The following is a 19,876-nucleotide window of genomic DNA, read 5'->3' as shown; positions in this document are numbered from 1 at the left end:
TCTAAATTCAGTAATTGTTCGGTGGTTCTTGGATGAAATAATAAATTGTTTGTAATACAATGTCTTTAGTGATGTTGTAAACAGAAAGGGAGAATGCTAGATGAAAACACAACATAAGAAAAGAAAGAAAAAAAGAATTAGGACTATTTTGATAATTGACTTTGTTTTATTATTACTAGCTGGAGGTTGCATTTTCTACATATTAAATGGAAAAGAATCAGATGATACAGCCACGGAGCTAAATGGAAATAACGAGATTCAGGAAGAGAGTTCGAAGGATTCAAGTGGTGATAATGGCAACGCTTCAGAAACTAGCGAAGATATTGATGATTCTACAATCACATTTGCAGATTTAGCGAAGTATAGCTATTCGTTTTCCAGCGGAGCTGGTGGTTGGGAAGATGATTTTGATATAGAAAAAGATGGATATTTTCATGGCAGTTATCACGATTCTGATATGGGTGATACTGGTGAAGATTATCCAGATGGCATTCGATATTATTGTGACTACGAAGGACATTTTGAGAATATTCAAAAGGTGGACGAATATACTTATAAAATGCAGATGAAGGATATTACAATTCTTAATGATGATAAGGAGTATATTGCTGATGGAGTGAAATATGTTCCACTTTCGCCATATGCCCTTAGTGGTGCAGATGAGGTTGATATTTATATGCCAGGTAAAACTGTTTCGGAAATTGATGAACAAGTACAGAGATGGTTATTCATAGACTATCAAGAGCAGCAGGATACATTAGAAAATTTGGCATTAGTAAATGTAGCAGAAAATCAAGGTATTGTCAGCAGTGAGAGAATTTCTGCAAAGAAAGAAGCTGAAGGTTTCTATAATACAACAGAAAACAGCTATGATTATTATAGCGATATGCTCTCTGAAGCGTTAACTACTGCTGATATGGTTGAAATAACTTCTTCACAGGTAAGAATTAGTGATGATTGCCTCAATAATATTTGGAGAGTAATAAAGTACAATACAGATGAGGTTGAATTTAACAAGATTCTTGAAGAACAGAGGCAATGGTTAAAGGACAGAGATGCTAAAGCACAAGAGTCAGCGGACGAATATGATGGTGGTAGCTTTGCGTCTGTTGCATATAATGATACTTATGCCAGTGTCACAATGGAGCGCTGCAAAAAGTTACTGGAGTATATAGAATAGGAAAAATATGACACTTACAACTTTATGCTATTTAATAAAAGATAATAAATATTTGATGCTACATCGCACCAAGAAGGAGCATGACATAAATGCTGGAAAATATATTGGTGTTGGTGGACATGTTGAAGAGGGAGAATCGCCTACTGATTGCATTAAGCGAGAGGTAATGGAAGAAACTGGATTGACACTAAATTCTGTAAAAATGCGAGGCTATATCACTTTCGTTATGGGGGATGAGACTGAGCATGCTATTCTTTTCACCAGCGATGATTTCTCTGGGGATTTGGCAGAATCTTGTAGCGAAGGTGAGCTGACTTGGGTTGATATTGATAAGGTGATGGACCTGAATCTTTGGGAGGGGGATAAGGCTTTCCTGAAGATTCTTATGAACCAAGACCAAGAGAGGAAGTGTGAGTTTTTCTCGATTAAGTTGGTGTATGATAGTCACGATAATCTTATTCAAACTATATATGAATAATAGTATATTTAATCTATTATTTACTTTATAACAGTAATTCAAATTCTGTATGAATCATATTAGCTATATGATATCAGTATTAATAATTTTGAAGGACATAAAATCGATATGACAAAACTAGAAGAATTACACAGCAAAATGGTACAGGTACATGACAAAGCTCAGAGTTTATTTGAGATGGATAATGTACCATCTATGCTAAAAAATGAATATAGAAACAAGGTGTCACAGTATGATAACATGTTTGATTCTATAGAAACTATGAAGGGACTTACATCAAAAGAGGATACGCTAGAGAATCTCATAAATCAGCAGATAGAAATTCTAAACGTAAGAATCAAATGGGAGCTTGACTGGGCAAAAAGAGTTATAGAGCGACTTTAATGAATATAAGATAACCAAACTGTTTTATTGATTTAACAGTATTTTTGTGGTAGGATAAGACACGAAAAGCGATGACAGAAACAGTAGTATTTGTGAAAGCTAAGAGAGAGGACGCCTAGGCTGGAAGCGTCTAGCGGAAGCATTTATGAACACCATTCTCGAGCTGAGCGTAGAAGCCTTTTGGTGAAGCGCCTCCGGGTAGTTCCGTTAAAGACAAAATGAGTGAAACACTAAGGTGGAACCGTGTATTAAAATGAATGATGCACCCTTAGGATTGCTAGAAGTAGCTTTCCTATGGGTGTTTTTTATTTTACACCCTTGGTAATGTACAGATTTCATTACATTTTAAAAGGAGAAAAGCAATGGTTAATTTCAAAGAAGATGAGGCATTAAACACTCTCAATCACTCATGTGCTCATATGATGGCACAGGCTGTAAAGCATCTTTATCCAAACGCTAAGTTTTGGGTTGGTCCAGTTGTAGAGGAAGGATTCTACTATGATATGGATCTTGGCGATGTTATGCTTACAGATGAGGATATCGCAAAAATCGAAAAAGAAATGAAGAAGGTCGCTAAGACAGGAGCTAAGATTTATCGTCGTGAGATTTCTAAGGCTGAGGCATTAGAGGAGTTCAAGGATGATCCTTACAAGGTAGACCTTATCAATAATATGGATGAGGATTCAACAGTAATTTCTTGCTACGATCAGGGAGATTTTACAGATCTCTGTCGTGGACCTCACGTTGACAATGTAAAGCTTTGCCGTTACTTCAAGCTTATCAAGCACTCTGGTGCATATTGGAAGGGCGATGCTGAGAATCAGGTACTTAACCGTGTATATGGTGTTTGCTTCCCAACACAGGAGCAGCTTGATGAACATCTTGCACTTCTTGAGGAAGCAAAAGAGCGTGATCACAGAAAGATTGGCAAGGATATGCAGCTTTTCATGGCTGACGATTTAATTGGTCGTGGACTTCCAATGTACCTTCCAAATGGTTATACAATCTGGACAGAGCTTGAGAATTACATCCGTAATAAAGAGCGTAAGCTTGGTTACCTTCACGTTATGACACCATGTGTTGGTACAGTTCAGCTTTACCAGACATCTGGTCACTGGGATCACTACAAGGAGAACATGTTCCCAGCTATGGAAGTAGAAGGTGAGAACTTTGTTCTTCGTCCAATGAACTGCCCACACCACATGAGAATCTTCGCTAACCGTCCACACTCATACAAGGAGCTTCCAATTCGAATCGCTGAAATCGCTCACGATTTCCGTTTCGAGTCTTCAGGAACACTTAAGGGTATTGAGAGAGGACGTCACTTCTGCCAGAATGATTCACATATCTTCTGTACACAGGAGCAGATTAAGGACGAGGTTAAGAGCGTTTGTGATCTTATCTTCAGCACATACGAAGATTTCGGAATCACAGATTACAGATGTGTTCTTTCTCTTCGTGATCCAGCTGATACAAAGAAGTATCACCAGGATGATGATATGTGGAACACTGCAGAGCAGGCTCTTCGTGAGACTCTTACAGAAATCGGTATTGAGTTCACAGAGGAAATCGGAGAGGCAGCATTCTACGGACCAAAGCTTGATGTTAACGTTAAGCCAGCTATTGGTAACGAGATTACACTTTCTACATGCCAGCTTGACTTCTGCTTACCAGCTAAGTTTGACCTTACATACACAGATGCAGAGTCTAACAAGCAGACACCTGTAGTTATCCATAGAGCTATCCTTGGTTCACTTGATAGATTTATGGCTTACATTCTTGAGGAGACAAAGGGAAATCTTCCACTTTGGCTTGCACCTACACAGGTTAAGGTGCTTCCTGTAAAGAATGATGATGAAGAGCTTAATGCATACGCACAGAAGCTTGTTGATGCACTCAATGATGCAGATGTACGTGTTGAGTTTGATACTCGTTCAGAGAAGCTTGGATACAAGATGCGTGAAGCACAGATCCAGAAGGTTCCTTATCTTGCTGTACTTGGTAAGAATGAGGAAGCTGAAGGAACAGTTTCATACAGACTTCATGGCGAGCAGGGCACTACAACAGTTTCATTTGATGAGTTTGTAGAGCTTATTGTTAATGAAATCAAGACAAAGGGTCGAAATAAATAATTAAAAGATAGGGTGCCTGGTATTATGCCAGGCACTTTTTGTTTATTATGGAAAATATGAATGAATGTAGGCTTTGTCCTAGAGATTGCAAAGTTAATAGAGTAAATTCAAGAGGGATATGTCAGGTATCTGATAAGCTTAAGATAGCCAGAATCGCCTTGCATTATTGGGAAGAACCATGTATTTCAGGCGAAAGCGGCAGCGGAGCTGTGTTTTTTTCAGGATGTAATCTTCACTGCGTATTTTGTCAGAATGAAGAGATAAGCCATGGGAAGGTTGGCAAGGAAATCTCTGTAGAAGAGTTGGCGCGTCAGTTTGTTAAGCTCCAAAAACAAGGTGCAAACAATATAAATCTTGTAACAGGTACCCACTATATCCCGCAGATTGTTCAGGCGGTGAAGCTGGCTAAAGCTGGTTTGGAAGATGGTAGTCGTCTTGAGATACCTGTAATTTACAATACCAGTGGCTATGAGAAGGTGGAATCATTAAAGCTTCTAGAAGGAATAGTAGATGTATATCTGCCAGATTTTAAATATATGGATGAAGCGTTGGCTGGAAAATATTCACATGCATCAGATTATCCTGAGGTAGTAAAAGCGGCTATTGATGAGATGGTTCGCCAGTGTCCGACTGTGGAGTTTGATGAGCAGGGGTTTGTTAAATCCGGCGTCATAGTTAGACAGCTTTTATTGCCAGGCCATGTTAAGGATGGGAAAGCGATTATAAAATACTTGTATGACAAATATCAGGATAATATTTTCATTAGCATGATGAGTCAATATACACCGAGGCCTCATGTAGCTTCAAAATATCCCGAATTAAACAGAAGAGTTACTAAACGTGAATACGATAGCCTTATTAATTACGCTTTGGATTTGGGCATAGAAAACGCTTTTATACAGGATAGAAAAGTAGCAAAGGAGAGCTTTATTCCAGAGTTTTCTAACGAATGGGATTAGTTTATAGAATATTATTTCTTTTCAATATTCACTAGTAGTTAATCTGGATTTAGGCTATACTTTTACCTATGAGACGTATAGATGAAGATATTAGTTCAGGACAATTTCAAAATATATATTTGCTTTATGGTGAGGAAGACTATTTAAAGCTTCAGTACAAGAACAAGCTCTTGAAGGCACTTGTAAATGAAGGTGATAATATGAACTTCACCAAATACGAAGACAATGGCATCAATGTAGGCCAGGTAATTGACCAGGCTGAGACAATGCCATTTTTTGCTGAGCACAGAGTCATTCTTATAGAAAATAGCGGATTTGGAAAAAAGATGCCTGAGGATTTGGGCAACTATTTATCTAGTATTCCGGATTTCACTATATTTATTTTTGTAGAGCCTTCTGCAGATAAAAGAGGAAAGCTATATAAGGCAGCGAAAGCTGCAGGTCGTGAAATCGAGATGAATATGCCAAATGAAAGTGTTTTGGCTAAATGGGTTGGTGGTCAGCTAAACGCTGCTGGCAAGCAGATGAAAAGAGACGCATGGTCTCAGTTTTTGAACATGACCCACGATTCAATGGATAATATGGCCACAGAGCTTGATAAGCTTGTTTCTTATGTTGGGGATAGAAATCAAATAACACTTGAAGATGTTAATGCTATTTGTATTGCTCGAGTAGAGACAAAGATTTTCGATATGCTAAATGCTATTTCTGCCAAGGATCTGAAAAAGACATTGGATTTGTATCAGGATATGCTTTCTGCGAAGGAGCCTCCTATGCGAATTCTGACTATGATAGTTCGCCAGTTCAGACAGATGAAGGTTATCAAGGAGTTGTCGGCATATGGCAACAATGCAGGAACGATAGCAAGCAAAGTTGGAATGCCAGATTTTGCTGTCAGACGAACAATGCAGCTGGCTAACAATTTTTCTGCAAAGGAAATTACTAATCTATTAAATGATGCGGCTGATTTTGAGGAGCAGTTTAAGACTGGTCGTTTGGATGAAAAGCTTGCAGTAGAACTTATTATTATGAAATACGCAGGTAAATAAAAATGGCCCTGTCCCTATGTGTGGGACAGGGCTTTATTTTATTTTACGCATGTCTTGTTTTTTCCTGTTTCCTTGGCTTCGTATAAGGCAGCATCAGCTCGTTTAAATACTGATTCGGCAGTGTCGCCGGCGATGAAAGCGGTAAGCCCAAGGCTTACAGTAGGAGAGTCTATTCCATCAAATTTGATGCTGGAGACTCGTTTTCTGGCTTCTTCAATATTGGATAGAACATCATCTAGCTTTAATGTAGGGGCGATAAACATGAATTCTTCGCCGCCCCAGCGTCCGATAATTCCACTAGGAAGTTTTTCGACTTCATTATCCAGCTGCTTAGCTAGCTCTACCAGAACCTTATCACCCATTACATGGCCGTAGGTGTCGTTTATTTCTTTAAAATTATCAATATCCGCAATACCGATAATCATATCAAAGCCGTTTTTATTCGCTCTATCAATAGCGTTTGAAACAAGCTTGTTGAGCATTCTGCGATTATATAATCCTGTTAGTTCGTCAGTATCTGCAATCTCCTGCAGCTTTTCGTTGGCCTCTTGAAGCTCGGCAGCTGTGACGTTAATAAAATTGGCCAAACGACGTACCATAGAAACCTGACTGTGCATTTTTTGCTCTTCTGGAATAGGCAGAGCTTTGTCGCCGTTAAATGATGGCTGAGCAATAGCCTTTTCACCTTCGCGAATGCTAATTGCTATCAATGTGACATGATGCTCGATGATGTGGTCCTCCATGCGCATAATCTCACCACTAGAGTAGAATCCAGAGGTTGGAGAGATGGCTGCAAATGGTGCTGTTTCCTTGTTAATAAGGTATTTCCAGTAAAGTCGCCGAACTCCACAGCTATACAAGAATATTGCTTGTGGTGCGAAGGACTTTACTTTTTTTACAAGAGCAATTACGTCTTCCTTGATTACATCAGGGTCTCCGTAGGAAAGATTGATTGGAGTTCCCGGGTCGATATCTGCGGCGAGTATAATGGAGTTATCATCGTGATTGCAGGAAAATGGTAGTCTAAGCACCTCGTTGCCATGCTGATGAGACATTATTGGGAATTCCAATATGTTTGAAAAGAAGTTTTCATCAGCCTGGATATCCAAGTACTTGCTATATACTTTACCGGCAGGGGTATTATTAATTTCGAATAGCTGCTTACCTTTTATTTTTGTGACTGTTAATTCCTTGCCTAATGCTTTCCAGCCTATTGCGTGGTGCACATCGATATGAAAATCTGGACCGGAATAGGTTATCACAAGGACACCATTAGGAGAGATGTCATTGTCATTTATAACACATGTATTTTCGTCTGATATATTAACAGCGGCACTTCCTCCGCCGAATACGAAAATATCTTTATGGCATTTTTCTACGTTATTTAAAATTATATGACTGTTAATTGATTTGAGGGTAATAAGTAATTCGGCGGCAACGATATTATTTGTTGAATCAATGAAATCAGAGATACTTTTACCAATAGTATCTTCGTTTCCAGGGATGCATTTGAAAAGTTTTACTTGGGTTGATGTGCTTTCAAAAACTGAGACAGAAATAACCATTCCTTCGTCGACTAGATGGCCATCGCAAATGCCTCCATTTGTACTTGTTCCACCAATAGACGCAGTTGGAAAAGCATCAAGAATCTCAGATTTAACAATGTCTATTTCTGATTTGTCGATACCGTTTGTATAAATATGAAAGAGAATAGATGAATATGAATCATTGTCGATGTCTTTGTGTAAAGAATCGAGCGCATTTTCTAGATGAGATATATTCTCTAGTTCAAAGTTATATTGTTTCAAATTATCGCCCTCATTGCATTTACATACTCCCTCTTTAAATATACATAATACTGTATGATAAATCATGCAAATTGTGTGAAGTATTTGTTACAAATGAAGGGGGATATCATCGGTAATTCTTTAGTAGTCAGGAACTTTTTTCTTTGCTAAAATTAAAATATGGATAAAGAAAAAACAATTACGAAAATACATATTTCAGAGGTGACGGAAAAGGCGCGCATCTCAGTGCAAGCAACTCTTGAGAATAAAAAGCTGGAGTTGCCGACAGAGTATGCTGTTCTAGATGAAAAGGAGCAAGAAGAGTTTACTACTAAGTTTGGCAATAAAGGTATCCCTATAGAAAACATCATTCAGATGTGGCAAAACTCAGTTAGAGAAGTTGATTTTACTGGAAGCGTTTCAAAACTTGATTTGATAGTAGTGAATGATCAAGGTGTTTTCCAGTGGGAAAATATTAAAATATATAAATTTACATTTTCATCAGGTCGTGCAATCCACGTTGTATTGCCAACACTAGAAGAAGGATACAAATATAATCGACGTCGGGGAGTTCGTATTAATATTGATAAGGTAATGGAGGTTGAGCAGGACGATATAATGTATTCGGTTATCGTTCGAGATTTATCATATTGCGGTGTGGGCTTTGTGGAGCCTTTAGGTTCTCAAATTGATCCGAATCGAGAGTTTATACTGCATCTTCTTGAGGATACAGATGATGGAGAGAGAGAAGTAGGAAAGTTTTTTGGAAGGGTTATCAATCAAAAGGAAGATGAGAATGGTGGCGTTTTTAGTGGATGTACTATTTCTTCAGATCATGCCGCCTTTCTACAAAGATATATTGCAACAAAACAAATTGAGGCTATTAGGGGAAAAGGCGCTCAGTCTGGTATAAAACGAATTAAAACAGGTGAGTTTTGGAAAGAAGATATAGCGGAAGAGATTAGTAAATCTGAAGAAGATAACATTGAGGAATAAAAAATAACACAAAAAAAGCATCGGCTGACGGGACCGATGCTTTTAATTATTTCGTATTTAAATTAAGCAAGTGTGTTTACAAGCTTTGAAAGACGAGATACCTTACGGCTAACTGTGTTGTCGTGGTAAACGCCCTTAGAACCAGCCATCTCGATAACCTTGATAGCAGCCTTAAGCTCAGCCTCTGCAACAGCCTTATCTCCAGCCTCTACAGCAGCCTCAACACGCTTAACGTATGTCTTAACCTCTGATCTGATTGCCTTATTACGCTCTGTTCTGATAGCTGTTACCTGAACACGCTTCTTAGCAGACTTAATATTTGCCATGTGTTGCTACACCTCCAATTTGTATAATTATAAAATGTTCAAATTAAATACGTTGTAGCCGGACACGGACAGTTCAACGCATACTCAAATATAATAGTTAATGAATCCCAAGTTGTCAATAGTTTGAGAATATTTTTATTGAAATAATGTAAATATTTCTACTTATCTAATAAAAACTGGGCAAGAACCTGATTACTTACATCTATTCCTATGTCGGTAAGGAACAGACGACCTTCTTTTGCGTCCATAAATCCCTGGTTTCTAAGGGCAGTAATGATTGGACCATATATTGCTTCGATATCAATTCCGAACATATTAAAGAAGTCAGAACGATTGACACCATCTATTTTTCTAAGACCTAAGAACATGAATTCTTCCATGGCCTCTTTTTTGGAAAGGGTTTCTTCATTGTCATAGAAAGGAGAGGAAAGCTCAGTAGATATTTCCTTGCCTTCAGCGATTTGCTCGGCAATTTCGCAGTATTTGTATATGTCACGAATGTTGTCTGCACGTCTGTTTTGATACAGGGTAGCAGCGCCAAGGCCAAGTCCTAAATAAGGAACACGGTCCCAATAGCCAATATTGTGGCGGCAAACCTTTCCACCGCGGGCATAATTGGAGATTTCGTAACGTTTATAACCTTTCTTTTCAAGATAGTCCATTGTGTATTTATACAAATGATAAGACTCTTCGTCGGTAGGTAAATCCTCGGTTTCCATGCCTGCATGCTGCTTAACAGCATCAAACTTGTATTTATCGTAGAATGGAGTGCCTTCCTCGATAATCAAAGAGTAAGCAGAGATATGTTCTGGTCGAAGCATAGTGACTGCGTTTAGGGTGTGTTCAAGTTTTTCCACTGTTTGGTGAGGCAATCCTGTCATGATATCCACATTTACATTATCAAAACCTGCCTTTCGAACTAAATCAAAGGTGTGAAGGAAACGATTGTAGTCGTGGATTCGGCCAAGCTCCTTTAATTCATCATCATTTGCTGACTGCAGACCAATGGACAGTCTGTTGATTCCGACGCTACGGTATACATTGAGCTTTTCAGCGGATAATGTTCCCGGGTTACACTCAACAGATATCTCAGCCAATGGATTGACTCTAAAGGATGATTTGACGGTGGTAATAATTGAATCCATCAAATCCTCAGAAAGCCAAGATGGAGTGCCACCGCCAACGTAAATTGTAGCAACCTCTACACCGTGGACCTGACTTGCCATATATTTTATTTCAGTGCACAAAGCAGCGACATAACGCCGCTGCATTTTTTCATCAAACACTCCTGAAAGGAAGTCGCAATATAAACATTTTTTTACACAGAATGGTATATGAATATATAGTTCGATAGGAGTCATTTTAATCCTCGTCCAATTTAAGAACACTCATGAAGGCTTCTTGTGGAATTTCTACATTGCCAACCTGACGCATTCGTTTTTTACCTTCCTTTTGCTTTTCAAGAAGCTTTTTCTTACGTGAAATATCACCACCGTAGCATTTTGCTAAAACGTCCTTACGCATAGCCTTAACAGTTTCTCTGGCGATAACCTTTGAACCAACTGCAGCCTGGATAGGAATTTCGAAAAGGTGACGTGGAATCTCTTCTTTAAGTTTTTCGCACATTTTACGTCCACGCTCGTAAGCAGTACCAGAGAAGACGATGAATGAAAGTGCATCAACCTCTTCTTTATTAATAAGAATATCAAGCTTAACCAAGTCAGACTTCATGTATCCCTTCATTTCATAGTCAAATGAAGCGTATCCTCTAGAACGACTCTTTAGAGCATCAAAGAAATCATAGATAATTTCATTGAGTGGAAGAGTGTACTTGATAAGTGCTCTGGTTTCTTCCATATATTCCATTGAAATATACTGGCCACGACGCTCCTGACAAAGGTCCATAATTGCACCAATGTATTCGCTGGTAACCATGATTTCAGCCTCAACGATTGGCTCTTCCATGTATTCAATCTCACTAGGATCAGGGAGATTACTTGGGTTTGTAAGCTCTATCATTGTGCCATCTGTTTTGTAAACTCTGTAAACTACGCCCGGAGCAGTAGTAACAAGGTCTAGATTATATTCTCGCTCGAGACGCTCCTGGATGATTTCCAAATGAAGAAGTCCAAGGAAACCACAACGGAATCCAAAACCAAGTGCAACTGATGTCTCTGGCTCGAACTGCAAAGCTGCATCATTAAGCTGAAGCTTTTCAAGGGCATCACGAAGATCTGGATACTTAGCGCCATCTGCTGGATATAATCCGCAGTAAACCATAGGATTAACTTTTTTGTATCCTGGAAGTGGCTCGGCAGCAGGAGCATCAGCGTGAGTGATTGTATCACCAACACGAGTGTCGCGAACGTTTTTGATGGATGCAGTCATATAACCTACCATTCCAGCTGGGAGTTCATCACAAGGAATGAACTGACCGGCACCGAAGTAGCCTACTTCTACAACATCAAATTCTGCACCAGTAGCCATCATTTTGACGCTGTCGCCAACCTTTAATGTACCTTCTTTTACTCGACAAAATACGATAACGCCCTTGTAAGGGTCATACAGTGAATCGAAAATCAATGCCTGAAGAGGTGCGTTAACATCCCCTGATGGTGGTGGCAATTGATTAACTATTGCTTCAAGAACGTCATGTATATTAAGACCAGTCTTGGCAGAAATCTGTGGAGCATCCTGTGCCTCAAGACCAATGACATCTTCAATTTCTTCGATTACTCGTTCAGGATCTGCAGATGGCAAATCGATTTTGTTGATGACAGGAATAACATCCAAATCGTGATCAAGTGCAAGGTAAACATTGGCAAGAGTCTGCGCTTCAATACCTTGAGCTGCATCAACAACGAGAATCGCACCATCGCAAGCAGCGAGAGAACGAGAAACTTCGTAATTAAAATCCACGTGACCTGGGGTATCAATAAGATTGAAAATGTATTCATTTCCATCATCGGCTTTATAAATGATTCTTACAGCCTGTGATTTGATTGTGATTCCACGCTCACGCTCCAAATCCATGTTATCAAGGACCTGGGCCTGCATTTCACGCTCAGTAAGAGTGCCAGTCATCTGTATGATACGATCGGCAAGGGTTGATTTGCCGTGATCGATATGTGCAACAATGCAAAAATTTCTGATTTTACTTTGATCCATAAAACACCTCTATATTAATGTAATTATTTTTGCAAAAAACGATGATATTTACAAAAATGATTGCCCTCATATATTACCAAAGCTTAGGAAAAATAACAATTATATAACATTAATAAAGAAAGTATAAAAAATATCTTAAGGCGGTTGACAAAAGGGGACCCTAGGTGTAAATTAACATCAGAAAATGATTAGCACTCCAATCGGATGAGTGCTAACAACATAAAACTGAGTGGGAGTGAGGTGAATGTATGGCTGATATCGAACTAGATGAGAGAAAAGTTAAAATCTTAAATGCAATCATTAAGAATTACCTTGAAACTGGTGAGCCAGTTGGTTCAAGAACAATATCAAAATACACTGATTTGAATCTTAGTTCAGCTACCATCCGAAACGAGATGTCAGATCTTGAGGATTTAGGCTATATAGTTCAGCCACATACATCGGCAGGTCGTATTCCTTCAGATAAAGGTTACAGATTTTATGTAAACAACCTGATAGCTGAGAAGGACAAAGAAGTTGCTGACATGCAGGAATGGATGATTGAGAAGACAGAAAAGATGGAAAGCCTTCTCAAGAATGTAGCAAAAACACTTGCAAACAATACCCAGTATGCCACATTAGTTTCAGCTCCTTCAGTTGTTTCAAATAGATTAAAGTTCGTTCAGCTTTCAGCTGTTGATGAACACCAGGTACTTTCAGTAGTTGTCATGGATGGCAACATCGTTAAGAACAAAATTATCAATGTGGATAAGCCACTTGATAATGAAACAATGTTAAAGCTTAACATGCTCCTTAACACAAATCTTAACGGCCTGACAGTTGACCAGATTAATCTGGCAGTTATATCCAGATTAAAGGAGCAGGCAGGTATCCATGATGAGATTGTAGAGCAGGTACTTGACACCGTAGCAGAGACAATCACTGAAGGCGATGATTTACAGGTTTATACTTCAGGTGCTACCAACATCTTCAAGTATCCAGAGCTTGCAGATTCAAAGAAGGCTTCTGAATTATTAGATACATTCGAAGAAAAACAATCACTTATAGAGCTTCTTAATGATAGCTCAAGTGAAAATGAGAGCACAGGAATTCAGGTATATATCGGAGATGAATCTCCAATATCAACTATGAAGGATTGTTCGATTGTTACAGCAACATATGAGCTTGGCGATGGAGTCAAAGGTACAATTGGTATCGTTGGTCCAAAGCGTATGGACTACGAAAATGTTGTTGACAATATAAAAAGTCTTAAAGGTCAGCTAGATAAATTACTGAAACAGGAAGCTGACAGAAATAAAGGATAAAAGAAATTAAGGAGATGTAAATTCGTGGCAGAGAATAAAGAAAAAATGGAAGAGTTCTCTACTGAAGAAGCAGTTAAAGAAGCTATGGAAAATGCGGAAGCGATGGCTGAGGAAGCCGAAGCTGATGTGACAGAAGCTTCTGAGAAAAACACTTCAGAAGAATCTTCAAAAGAGGAAAAGGATGGCAAGAAGCCATTCAAGAAAAAAGAAAAGAAAAAAGATAAGCGTGATGAGCAGATAGAGCAGCTTACTGATAGAGTTACTCGTCAGATGGCAGAATTCGAAAACTTCCGTCGTCGTACAGAGCAGGAAAAGGCTCAGATGTTTGGAAATGGCGCAAAGGCCATCATTGAAAAGGTTCTTCCTGTAGTTGATAACTTCGAAAGAGGTCTTGCTACAGTTGAGGAGGGAGCAGATCCATTTGCTGATGGAATGCTCATGATATACAAGCAGTTACTTACAACTCTCGAGGAAGCAGGTGTTAAGCCTATCGAGGCTGTAGGAAAGGAATTCAATCCTGATTTCCACAATGCAGTAATGCATGTTGAGGATGAGGAAGTTGGCGAGAATATCGTCGTAGAAGAATTCCAGAAGGGCTACATGTACAACGATTCAGTAGTTCGTCATTCAATGGTTAAGGTTGCTAACTAAGTAATATATAGGAGGAAATAAAAATGGGAAAGATTATTGGTATCGATTTAGGAACAACTAACAGCTGTGTTGCTGTTATGGAAGGTGGAAAGCCTACCGTTATCGCAAATACAGAAGGTGCTAGAACAACACCATCTATCGTAGCATTTACAAAGACAGGTGAGAGACTTGTTGGTGAGCCAGCAAAGCGTCAGGCTGTTACAAATGCAGAAAAGACAATCTCTTCAATTAAGAGAGATATGGGTACAGACAATGGTCGTATCATCGACGACAAGAAGTACAGCCCACAGCAGATTTCAGCTATGATTCTTCAGAAGCTTAAGAGTGATGCTGAGAACTACCTTGGTGAGACAGTTTCAGAGGCAGTTATCACAGTTCCAGCTTACTTCAATGATGCTCAGCGTCAGGCTACAAAGGATGCTGGTAAGATTGCAGGTCTTGATGTAAAGCGTATCATCAACGAGCCTACAGCAGCTGCACTTGCTTATGGTCTTGATAACGAGCAGGAGCAGAAGATTATGGTATACGATCTTGGTGGTGGTACATTTGATGTATCTATCATTGAAATCGGTGATGGCGTTATCGAAGTACTTGCTACAGCTGGTAACAACAGACTTGGTGGTGATGATTTCGATCAGAAGATTACAGATTGGATGCTTGCAGAGTTTAAGGCAGCTGAGGGTGTAGATCTTTCAACAGATAAGATGGCACTTCAGAGACTTAAGGAAGCAGCTGAGAAGGCTAAGAAAGAGCTTTCATCTGCTACAACTACAAACATCAACCTTCCATTCATCACAGCTACAGCAGAAGGTCCAAAGCACTTTGATATGAACCTTACACGTGCTAAGTTTGATGAATTAACACATGATTTAGTAGAAGCTACAGCAGGTCCTGTTAACCAGGCACTTAAGGATGCTGGTCTTAACGCTTCAGACCTTTCAAAGGTACTTCTTGTTGGTGGTTCTACAAGAATCCCAGCAGTTCAGGATAAGGTAAAGGCTCTTACAGGTCACGAGCCAAGCAAGACTCTTAACCCAGATGAGTGTGTAGCTATCGGTGCTTCAATCCAGGGTGGTAAGCTCGCTGGTGATGCCGGTGCAGGCGATATCCTTCTTCTTGATGTAACACCACTTTCACTTTCAATCGAGACAATGGGTGGTATTGCTACAAGACTTATCGAGAGAAACACAACAATCCCTACAAAGAAGAGCCAGATCTTCTCTACAGCAGCTGATAACCAGACAGCAGTTGATATCAACGTTGTACAGGGTGAGCGTCAGTTCGCTAAGGATAACAAGTCACTTGGACAGTTCAGACTTGATGGTATCCCACCAGCAATGAGAGGTGTACCACAGATTGAGGTTACATTCGATATCGATGCAAACGGTATTGTAAACGTATCTGCTAAGGATCTTGGAACAGGCAAGGAGCAGCACATCACAATTACAGCTGGTTCTAACATGTCTGATGAGGATATCGATAAGGCAGTTAAAGAGGCTCAGGAGTATGAGGCTCAGGATAAGAAGCGTAAGGAAGCTGTTGATACAAGAAACGATGTTGAGAGCTTTGTATTCCAGACAAAGAAGGCTCTTGATGAAGTAGGCGATAAGATTGATGCAGCTGACAAGGCAGCAGTAGAGGCTGACATCGAAGCAGCTCAGAAGCTCCTTGATCAGTACCAGACTCCAGAGGAGATGAGCGATTCACAGATTGGTGAGCTTAAGGCAGCTCAGGAGAAGCTTACAGAGTCAGCTCAGAAGGTATTTGCAAAGATGTATGAGCAGTCACAGGCAGCTCAGGGAGCAGCTGGTGCAGGCCCAGATATGAGCCAGTTCACAGGAGCAGGCGCTGGTGCAGGTGCACAGTCTAACCCAGCAGATGATGTCGTAGACGCTGATTTCAAGGAAGTTTAGAATTGAATAATTCATCAGAATTATTCAATTCGTATATGGCAGGATTTTCTGAGTGAAGCGATGAAAATCATGTCTTGCGAAGCAAGATTAAAGAGCACAATTCCTATTTTGTGCTCTTTAACCGTATGTAAAGATAATAGAAGGATTGATAAATAATGGCAGAACAAAAACGTGATTACTATGAGGTGCTTGGAGTTTCTAAGACAGCCTCAGATAGTGAGATCAAAAGTGCATATAGAAAGCTTGCTAAGAAGTATCACCCTGATATGAATCCAGGTGATGCAGAAGCTGAGAAGAAATTCAAAGAAGCTTCTGAAGCATATGCTGTTCTTTCTGATGCAGACAAGAGACGTCAGTATGATCAGTTTGGTCACGCAGCATTTGAAAACGGCGGTGGCGGAGCTGGTGGCTTTGATTTCTCTGGTATGGACTTCGGCGATATCTTTGGTGACATCTTTGGTAGCTTCTTTGGAGGCGGCGGTGGCCGTGCTTCTAATGGTCCAATGCGTGGTGCAAACCTTAGAGCAGCAGTGCATATCACTTTTGAAGAAGCAGCTTTCGGTTGTGAGAAAGAGCTTGAAATCGTTCTTAAGGACGAATGTGCAGCTTGTCATGGCACAGGCGCAAAGCCTGGTACAAGCAAGCGTACATGTACAAAGTGTGGTGGTAAGGGACGTGTAATGATGTCTCAGCAATCACTCTTTGGTATGGTTCAGAATGTTACTACATGTCCTGATTGTCAGGGAACAGGTGAGGTTATTGATACTCCATGTCCTGATTGTAATGGTACTGGATATGTTGCTCGCAAGAAGAAGATTTCTGTTTCTATTCCAGCTGGTATCGACAACGGACAGAGCGTTCGTATTCGTGAGAAGGGCGAGCCAGGTAGAAATGGTGGCCCAAGAGGCGATTTACTTGTAGAAGTAATCGTTAAAAATCATCCTATTTTCCAGCGTAGAGATATGGATGTATACTCATCAGCACCTATTTCATTTGCGCAGGCTACTCTTGGTGGAGAGGTTATCATTGATACTCTCGACGGTAAGGTATCATACGAGGTTAGGCCTGGTACACAGACTGATACAACAATCAGACTTCGTGGAAAGGGTATTCCTTCACTTAGAAATAGAAATGTTCGTGGCGACCAGTATGTTACACTTGTTGTACAGGTTCCTACAGGACTTTCTAAGGAAGCTAAGGAAGCACTTCGCAAGTTCGATGAGCTTACAGGCAACACAACAGTCGGCGGTCCAAAGTCAGTAAAGGCTGAGAAAAAGAAGAAGGGCTTTGCTGATAAAATAAAGGACGCTATCGACGATCTATAAAGGATAATAAATGATTATTAATACAGGGCAGCGCACTGACATACCTGCATTCTTTCCGGAATGGTTTGCCAATCGCTTGAAAGAAGGCTATGTATGTGTGCGCAATCCTTACAATCAAAGTTCAGTAAATAAATATATGTTAAACCCACAGGTGGTGGATGCTATTGGCTTTTGCACAAAGAATCCAGCACCTTTTTTTTCGTATTTGGATTTAGTAAAAGACTATGGTCAGTATTGGTATGTAACAATCACACCCTATGGCAAGGATATTGAGCCAGGTGTTCCAGATAAAAAAGAGGTAATGGAGTCCTTTAAATTCCTCTCTAAAACGGTGGGGATTAATCGCATTGGCTGGCGATATGATCCAATCTTTGTAAATGAAAAATATACAGTCGATTTTCATATTGAAGCCTTCACAAAGATGGCAGAAAATCTTAAAGGATACACCAATCATGTGGTAATCAGCTTTATAGATATTTATGAAAAGGTAAAGAAGAACTTTCCTGACGCAATGGCTGTATCTGCAGAGGATAAGATACGTTTGGGTCGGGAGATTATTCGTATCGCAAAAGCCAACAATATGGTTGTAAAGCCATGCGCCGAAGGAGATTTTCTTGCTAAATACGGAGCTGATTGCAGTGGCTGCATGACAGTCGATATGTATGAAAAGGCCATTTCTGCTCATTTGAATGTGCCTAAATCAAATGTTAAGCCTGCCAGAGCAACTTGTGCTTGTTACCTTGGTGCGGACATAGGAACATATGATACTTGCAGACATTTTTGCAAATATTGTTATGCAAATAATGACTTAAGTCAGGTAAGAATAAATGAAAAACTCCACGATGTGAATTCTCCATTTTTAATTGGAGGCTTTCGAGAGGGAGATATAATCCATGAGGCTAATCAAAAGTCTTGGATTGACAATCAGATGAGCATTTTTGATTTATTATAGATTAGGTGGTTATTTTTATGTTTTTATGGATTTTAGCAGCCTTTTGCGCCTTCTTTGTTAAGGGATTATGTGGCTTCGCAAATACGTTAGTATTCGATACAATCCTGGGATTTGGAGTAAACAATGTAAATATTTCTCCAGTGGAGCTTATTCTAGGGTATCCTGCAAATATCACATTAGTTTATAAAAATAGAAAACATATTAATAAAAATATCGTAATTCCGTTAATTATAGTAGTGATATTAGGGAGCATTCCTGGAGCCCTAGTACTTCGATACGTAAATGCGAATATCGTTAAAATGATATTTGGTGTTATGGTTACACTTGTAGGTATAAATATGATGTACCGAGAGTACAAGCCATCATCGGGAAGGAGTCATAAAGTATTCGATATTGTAATAGGAATACTTGCAGGCGCTATGTGTGGAATGTTTGGTGTAGGCGTGCTTTTGGCAGCATTTGTGAGCAAAGTTACAAAGACTAGCACAGATTTTAAAGCTAATCTAAGCCTAGTATTCATAGCAGAAAACACCTTTAGGCTTATTACATACATATTTCTAGGTGTAATGACTTTTGATAGCCTTACAAAGGCAATATGCCTCGTTCCTGTAATGTTTATTGGTTTGTGGGTGGGTATGAAGGCTGGAGATATCTTGGATGAAAAGCTGATAAAGAAGCTTGTAATTATTTTCTTGATTATCTCTGGAATTGCTATGATAGTAAATAATATGAACATAATATAAAAAACGCCTAGAGCATTTGCTCTAGGCGTTTTTTTATATTATGCTACGCATTCCTCAATAGCCTTTTCATCAACAAGTGAATTGATGTCAAGAATAGATATAAGCATATCTGTCTTTTTACCTACACCTGAAATAAATGACTCATCAGACTTAATGAAAGGAGATGGGTATTCGATTTCTTCGCTAGAAATAACCATTACTTCTTTTACGGAATCAACTACGATGCCAACCTGCTCGTTTTCGTTGATGTTGAATACGATGACACGTGTGTCTTTGGTGATGATTTCTTCTCCGTAATTCATTCGCTTATGCATATCAATTACAGGAATTACGTGACCACGTAAGCTAATCATTCCTTTGATGTAATCAGCAGCGAGAGGTACATCTGTAATCTCTGGCATCATAATAATAGTGTTGATATTGATGATGTCGATACCGTAAAACTCGTTATTTAAAGTGAAAATAATATATTGCTTTTCGTCAGCACTGTTGTCTGTCTTAGTAATTAAATTAGACATTTCTAATCCTC

The 19,876-nt window shown here is 39.4% G+C and carries 18 protein-coding genes; 13 read left to right on the top strand and 5 right to left on the bottom strand.

Going from position 1 to position 19,876, the window contains the following annotated elements:
- Positions 1-100: 100 nt before the first annotated feature.
- The 6 genes from CRN97_RS11680 to holA all read left to right on the top strand — a co-directional run bounded on the left by CRN97_RS11680 (position 101) and on the right by holA (position 6,182).
- A complete protein-coding gene (locus tag CRN97_RS11680) occupies positions 101-1,180 on the top strand; it encodes a lysozyme inhibitor LprI family protein (RefSeq protein WP_097076997.1) in 1,080 nt (359 codons plus the stop codon).
- Positions 1,181-1,187: 7 nt separating this feature from the next.
- On the top strand, positions 1,188-1,658 hold the full coding sequence (locus CRN97_RS11675) for an NUDIX hydrolase (protein WP_097076996.1): 471 nt from the start codon (positions 1,188-1,190) through the stop codon (positions 1,656-1,658).
- Between the two features lie 108 nt (positions 1,659-1,766).
- Positions 1,767-2,042, top strand: coding sequence for a hypothetical protein (locus CRN97_RS11670; RefSeq protein ID WP_090394050.1), 276 nt, complete (start codon positions 1,767-1,769; stop codon positions 2,040-2,042).
- A 362-nt stretch (positions 2,043-2,404) separates the two neighbouring features.
- Positions 2,405-4,174, top strand: a complete 1,770-nt coding sequence (gene thrS / locus CRN97_RS11665; RefSeq protein WP_074790319.1) for a threonine--tRNA ligase — start codon at positions 2,405-2,407, stop codon at positions 4,172-4,174.
- 47 nt (positions 4,175-4,221) lie between these two features.
- Entirely contained in the window at positions 4,222-5,133 is a 912-nt protein-coding gene (locus CRN97_RS11660) for a radical SAM protein (protein ID WP_097076995.1), read from the top strand.
- 68 nt (positions 5,134-5,201) lie between these two features.
- Positions 5,202-6,182 (top strand): DNA polymerase III subunit delta, encoded by a 981-nt coding sequence (gene holA / locus CRN97_RS11655; protein WP_097076994.1) that lies wholly within the window; start codon positions 5,202-5,204, stop codon positions 6,180-6,182.
- 38 nt (positions 6,183-6,220) lie between these two features.
- Here the strand turns inward: holA and CRN97_RS11650 are convergent, their stop codons facing one another.
- Positions 6,221-7,990: a sensor domain-containing diguanylate cyclase gene (locus CRN97_RS11650; RefSeq protein ID WP_179670747.1), complete on the bottom strand. Its 1,770-nt coding sequence runs from the start codon at positions 7,988-7,990 to the stop codon at positions 6,221-6,223.
- Between the two features lie 159 nt (positions 7,991-8,149).
- Between CRN97_RS11650 and CRN97_RS11645 the strand changes: the two genes are divergently transcribed.
- A complete protein-coding gene (locus CRN97_RS11645; protein WP_097076992.1) occupies positions 8,150-8,965 on the top strand; it encodes a PilZ domain-containing protein in 816 nt (271 codons plus the stop codon).
- A 62-nt stretch (positions 8,966-9,027) separates the two neighbouring features.
- On the opposite strand, the gene rpsT is transcribed toward CRN97_RS11645, so the two are convergent.
- From rpsT to lepA, 3 genes are all read right to left on the bottom strand, one after another.
- The gene (gene rpsT, locus CRN97_RS11640; protein ID WP_033153945.1) at positions 9,028-9,291 is read right to left on the bottom strand and encodes a 30S ribosomal protein S20; all 264 of its coding nucleotides are present in this window, start codon (positions 9,289-9,291) and stop codon (positions 9,028-9,030) included.
- 158 nt (positions 9,292-9,449) lie between these two features.
- Positions 9,450-10,652 (bottom strand): radical SAM family heme chaperone HemW, encoded by a 1,203-nt coding sequence (hemW, locus tag CRN97_RS11635; RefSeq protein ID WP_097076991.1) that lies wholly within the window; start codon positions 10,650-10,652, stop codon positions 9,450-9,452.
- Between the two features lies 1 nt (position 10,653).
- Positions 10,654-12,459: a translation elongation factor 4 gene (lepA, locus tag CRN97_RS11630; protein ID WP_074790330.1), complete on the bottom strand. Its 1,806-nt coding sequence runs from the start codon at positions 12,457-12,459 to the stop codon at positions 10,654-10,656.
- Positions 12,460-12,707: 248 nt separating this feature from the next.
- Here lepA and hrcA point away from each other — a divergent pair, with 248 nt between their 5' ends.
- The 6 genes from hrcA (at position 12,708) to CRN97_RS11600 (ending at position 19,347) form a co-directional block, all read left to right on the top strand.
- Positions 12,708-13,763 carry a heat-inducible transcriptional repressor HrcA gene (hrcA, locus tag CRN97_RS11625; protein WP_044934060.1) on the top strand — a complete coding sequence of 352 codons (1,056 nt, stop codon included), beginning with the start codon at positions 12,708-12,710 and terminating at the stop codon, positions 13,761-13,763.
- Between the two features lie 45 nt (positions 13,764-13,808).
- Positions 13,809-14,414, top strand: coding sequence for a nucleotide exchange factor GrpE (grpE, locus tag CRN97_RS11620; protein WP_097077012.1), 606 nt, complete (start codon positions 13,809-13,811; stop codon positions 14,412-14,414).
- A gap of 23 nt (positions 14,415-14,437) precedes the next feature.
- A complete protein-coding gene (gene dnaK / locus CRN97_RS11615) occupies positions 14,438-16,327 on the top strand; it encodes a molecular chaperone DnaK (RefSeq protein ID WP_097076990.1) in 1,890 nt (629 codons plus the stop codon).
- 155 nt (positions 16,328-16,482) lie between these two features.
- Positions 16,483-17,652: a molecular chaperone DnaJ gene (gene dnaJ, locus CRN97_RS11610; RefSeq protein ID WP_097076989.1), complete on the top strand. Its 1,170-nt coding sequence runs from the start codon at positions 16,483-16,485 to the stop codon at positions 17,650-17,652.
- Between the two features lie 10 nt (positions 17,653-17,662).
- Positions 17,663-18,604 carry a DUF1848 domain-containing protein gene (locus CRN97_RS11605; protein ID WP_097076988.1) on the top strand — a complete coding sequence of 314 codons (942 nt, stop codon included), beginning with the start codon at positions 17,663-17,665 and terminating at the stop codon, positions 18,602-18,604.
- Positions 18,605-18,621: 17 nt separating this feature from the next.
- Positions 18,622-19,347, top strand: coding sequence for a sulfite exporter TauE/SafE family protein (locus CRN97_RS11600; protein WP_097076987.1), 726 nt, complete (start codon positions 18,622-18,624; stop codon positions 19,345-19,347).
- A gap of 38 nt (positions 19,348-19,385) precedes the next feature.
- On the opposite strand, the gene CRN97_RS11595 is transcribed toward CRN97_RS11600, so the two are convergent.
- A complete protein-coding gene (locus tag CRN97_RS11595) occupies positions 19,386-19,865 on the bottom strand; it encodes a chemotaxis protein CheW (protein ID WP_097076986.1) in 480 nt (159 codons plus the stop codon).
- Positions 19,866-19,876 lie beyond the last annotated feature (11 nt).

The organism is Pseudobutyrivibrio ruminis DSM 9787 (assembly GCF_900218035.1).
Taxonomy (GTDB): domain Bacteria; phylum Bacillota; class Clostridia; order Lachnospirales; family Lachnospiraceae; genus Pseudobutyrivibrio; species Pseudobutyrivibrio ruminis.
The sequence above is the reverse complement of the archived record's forward strand: the minus strand, read 5'-3'. Positions and strand labels throughout refer to the sequence as shown.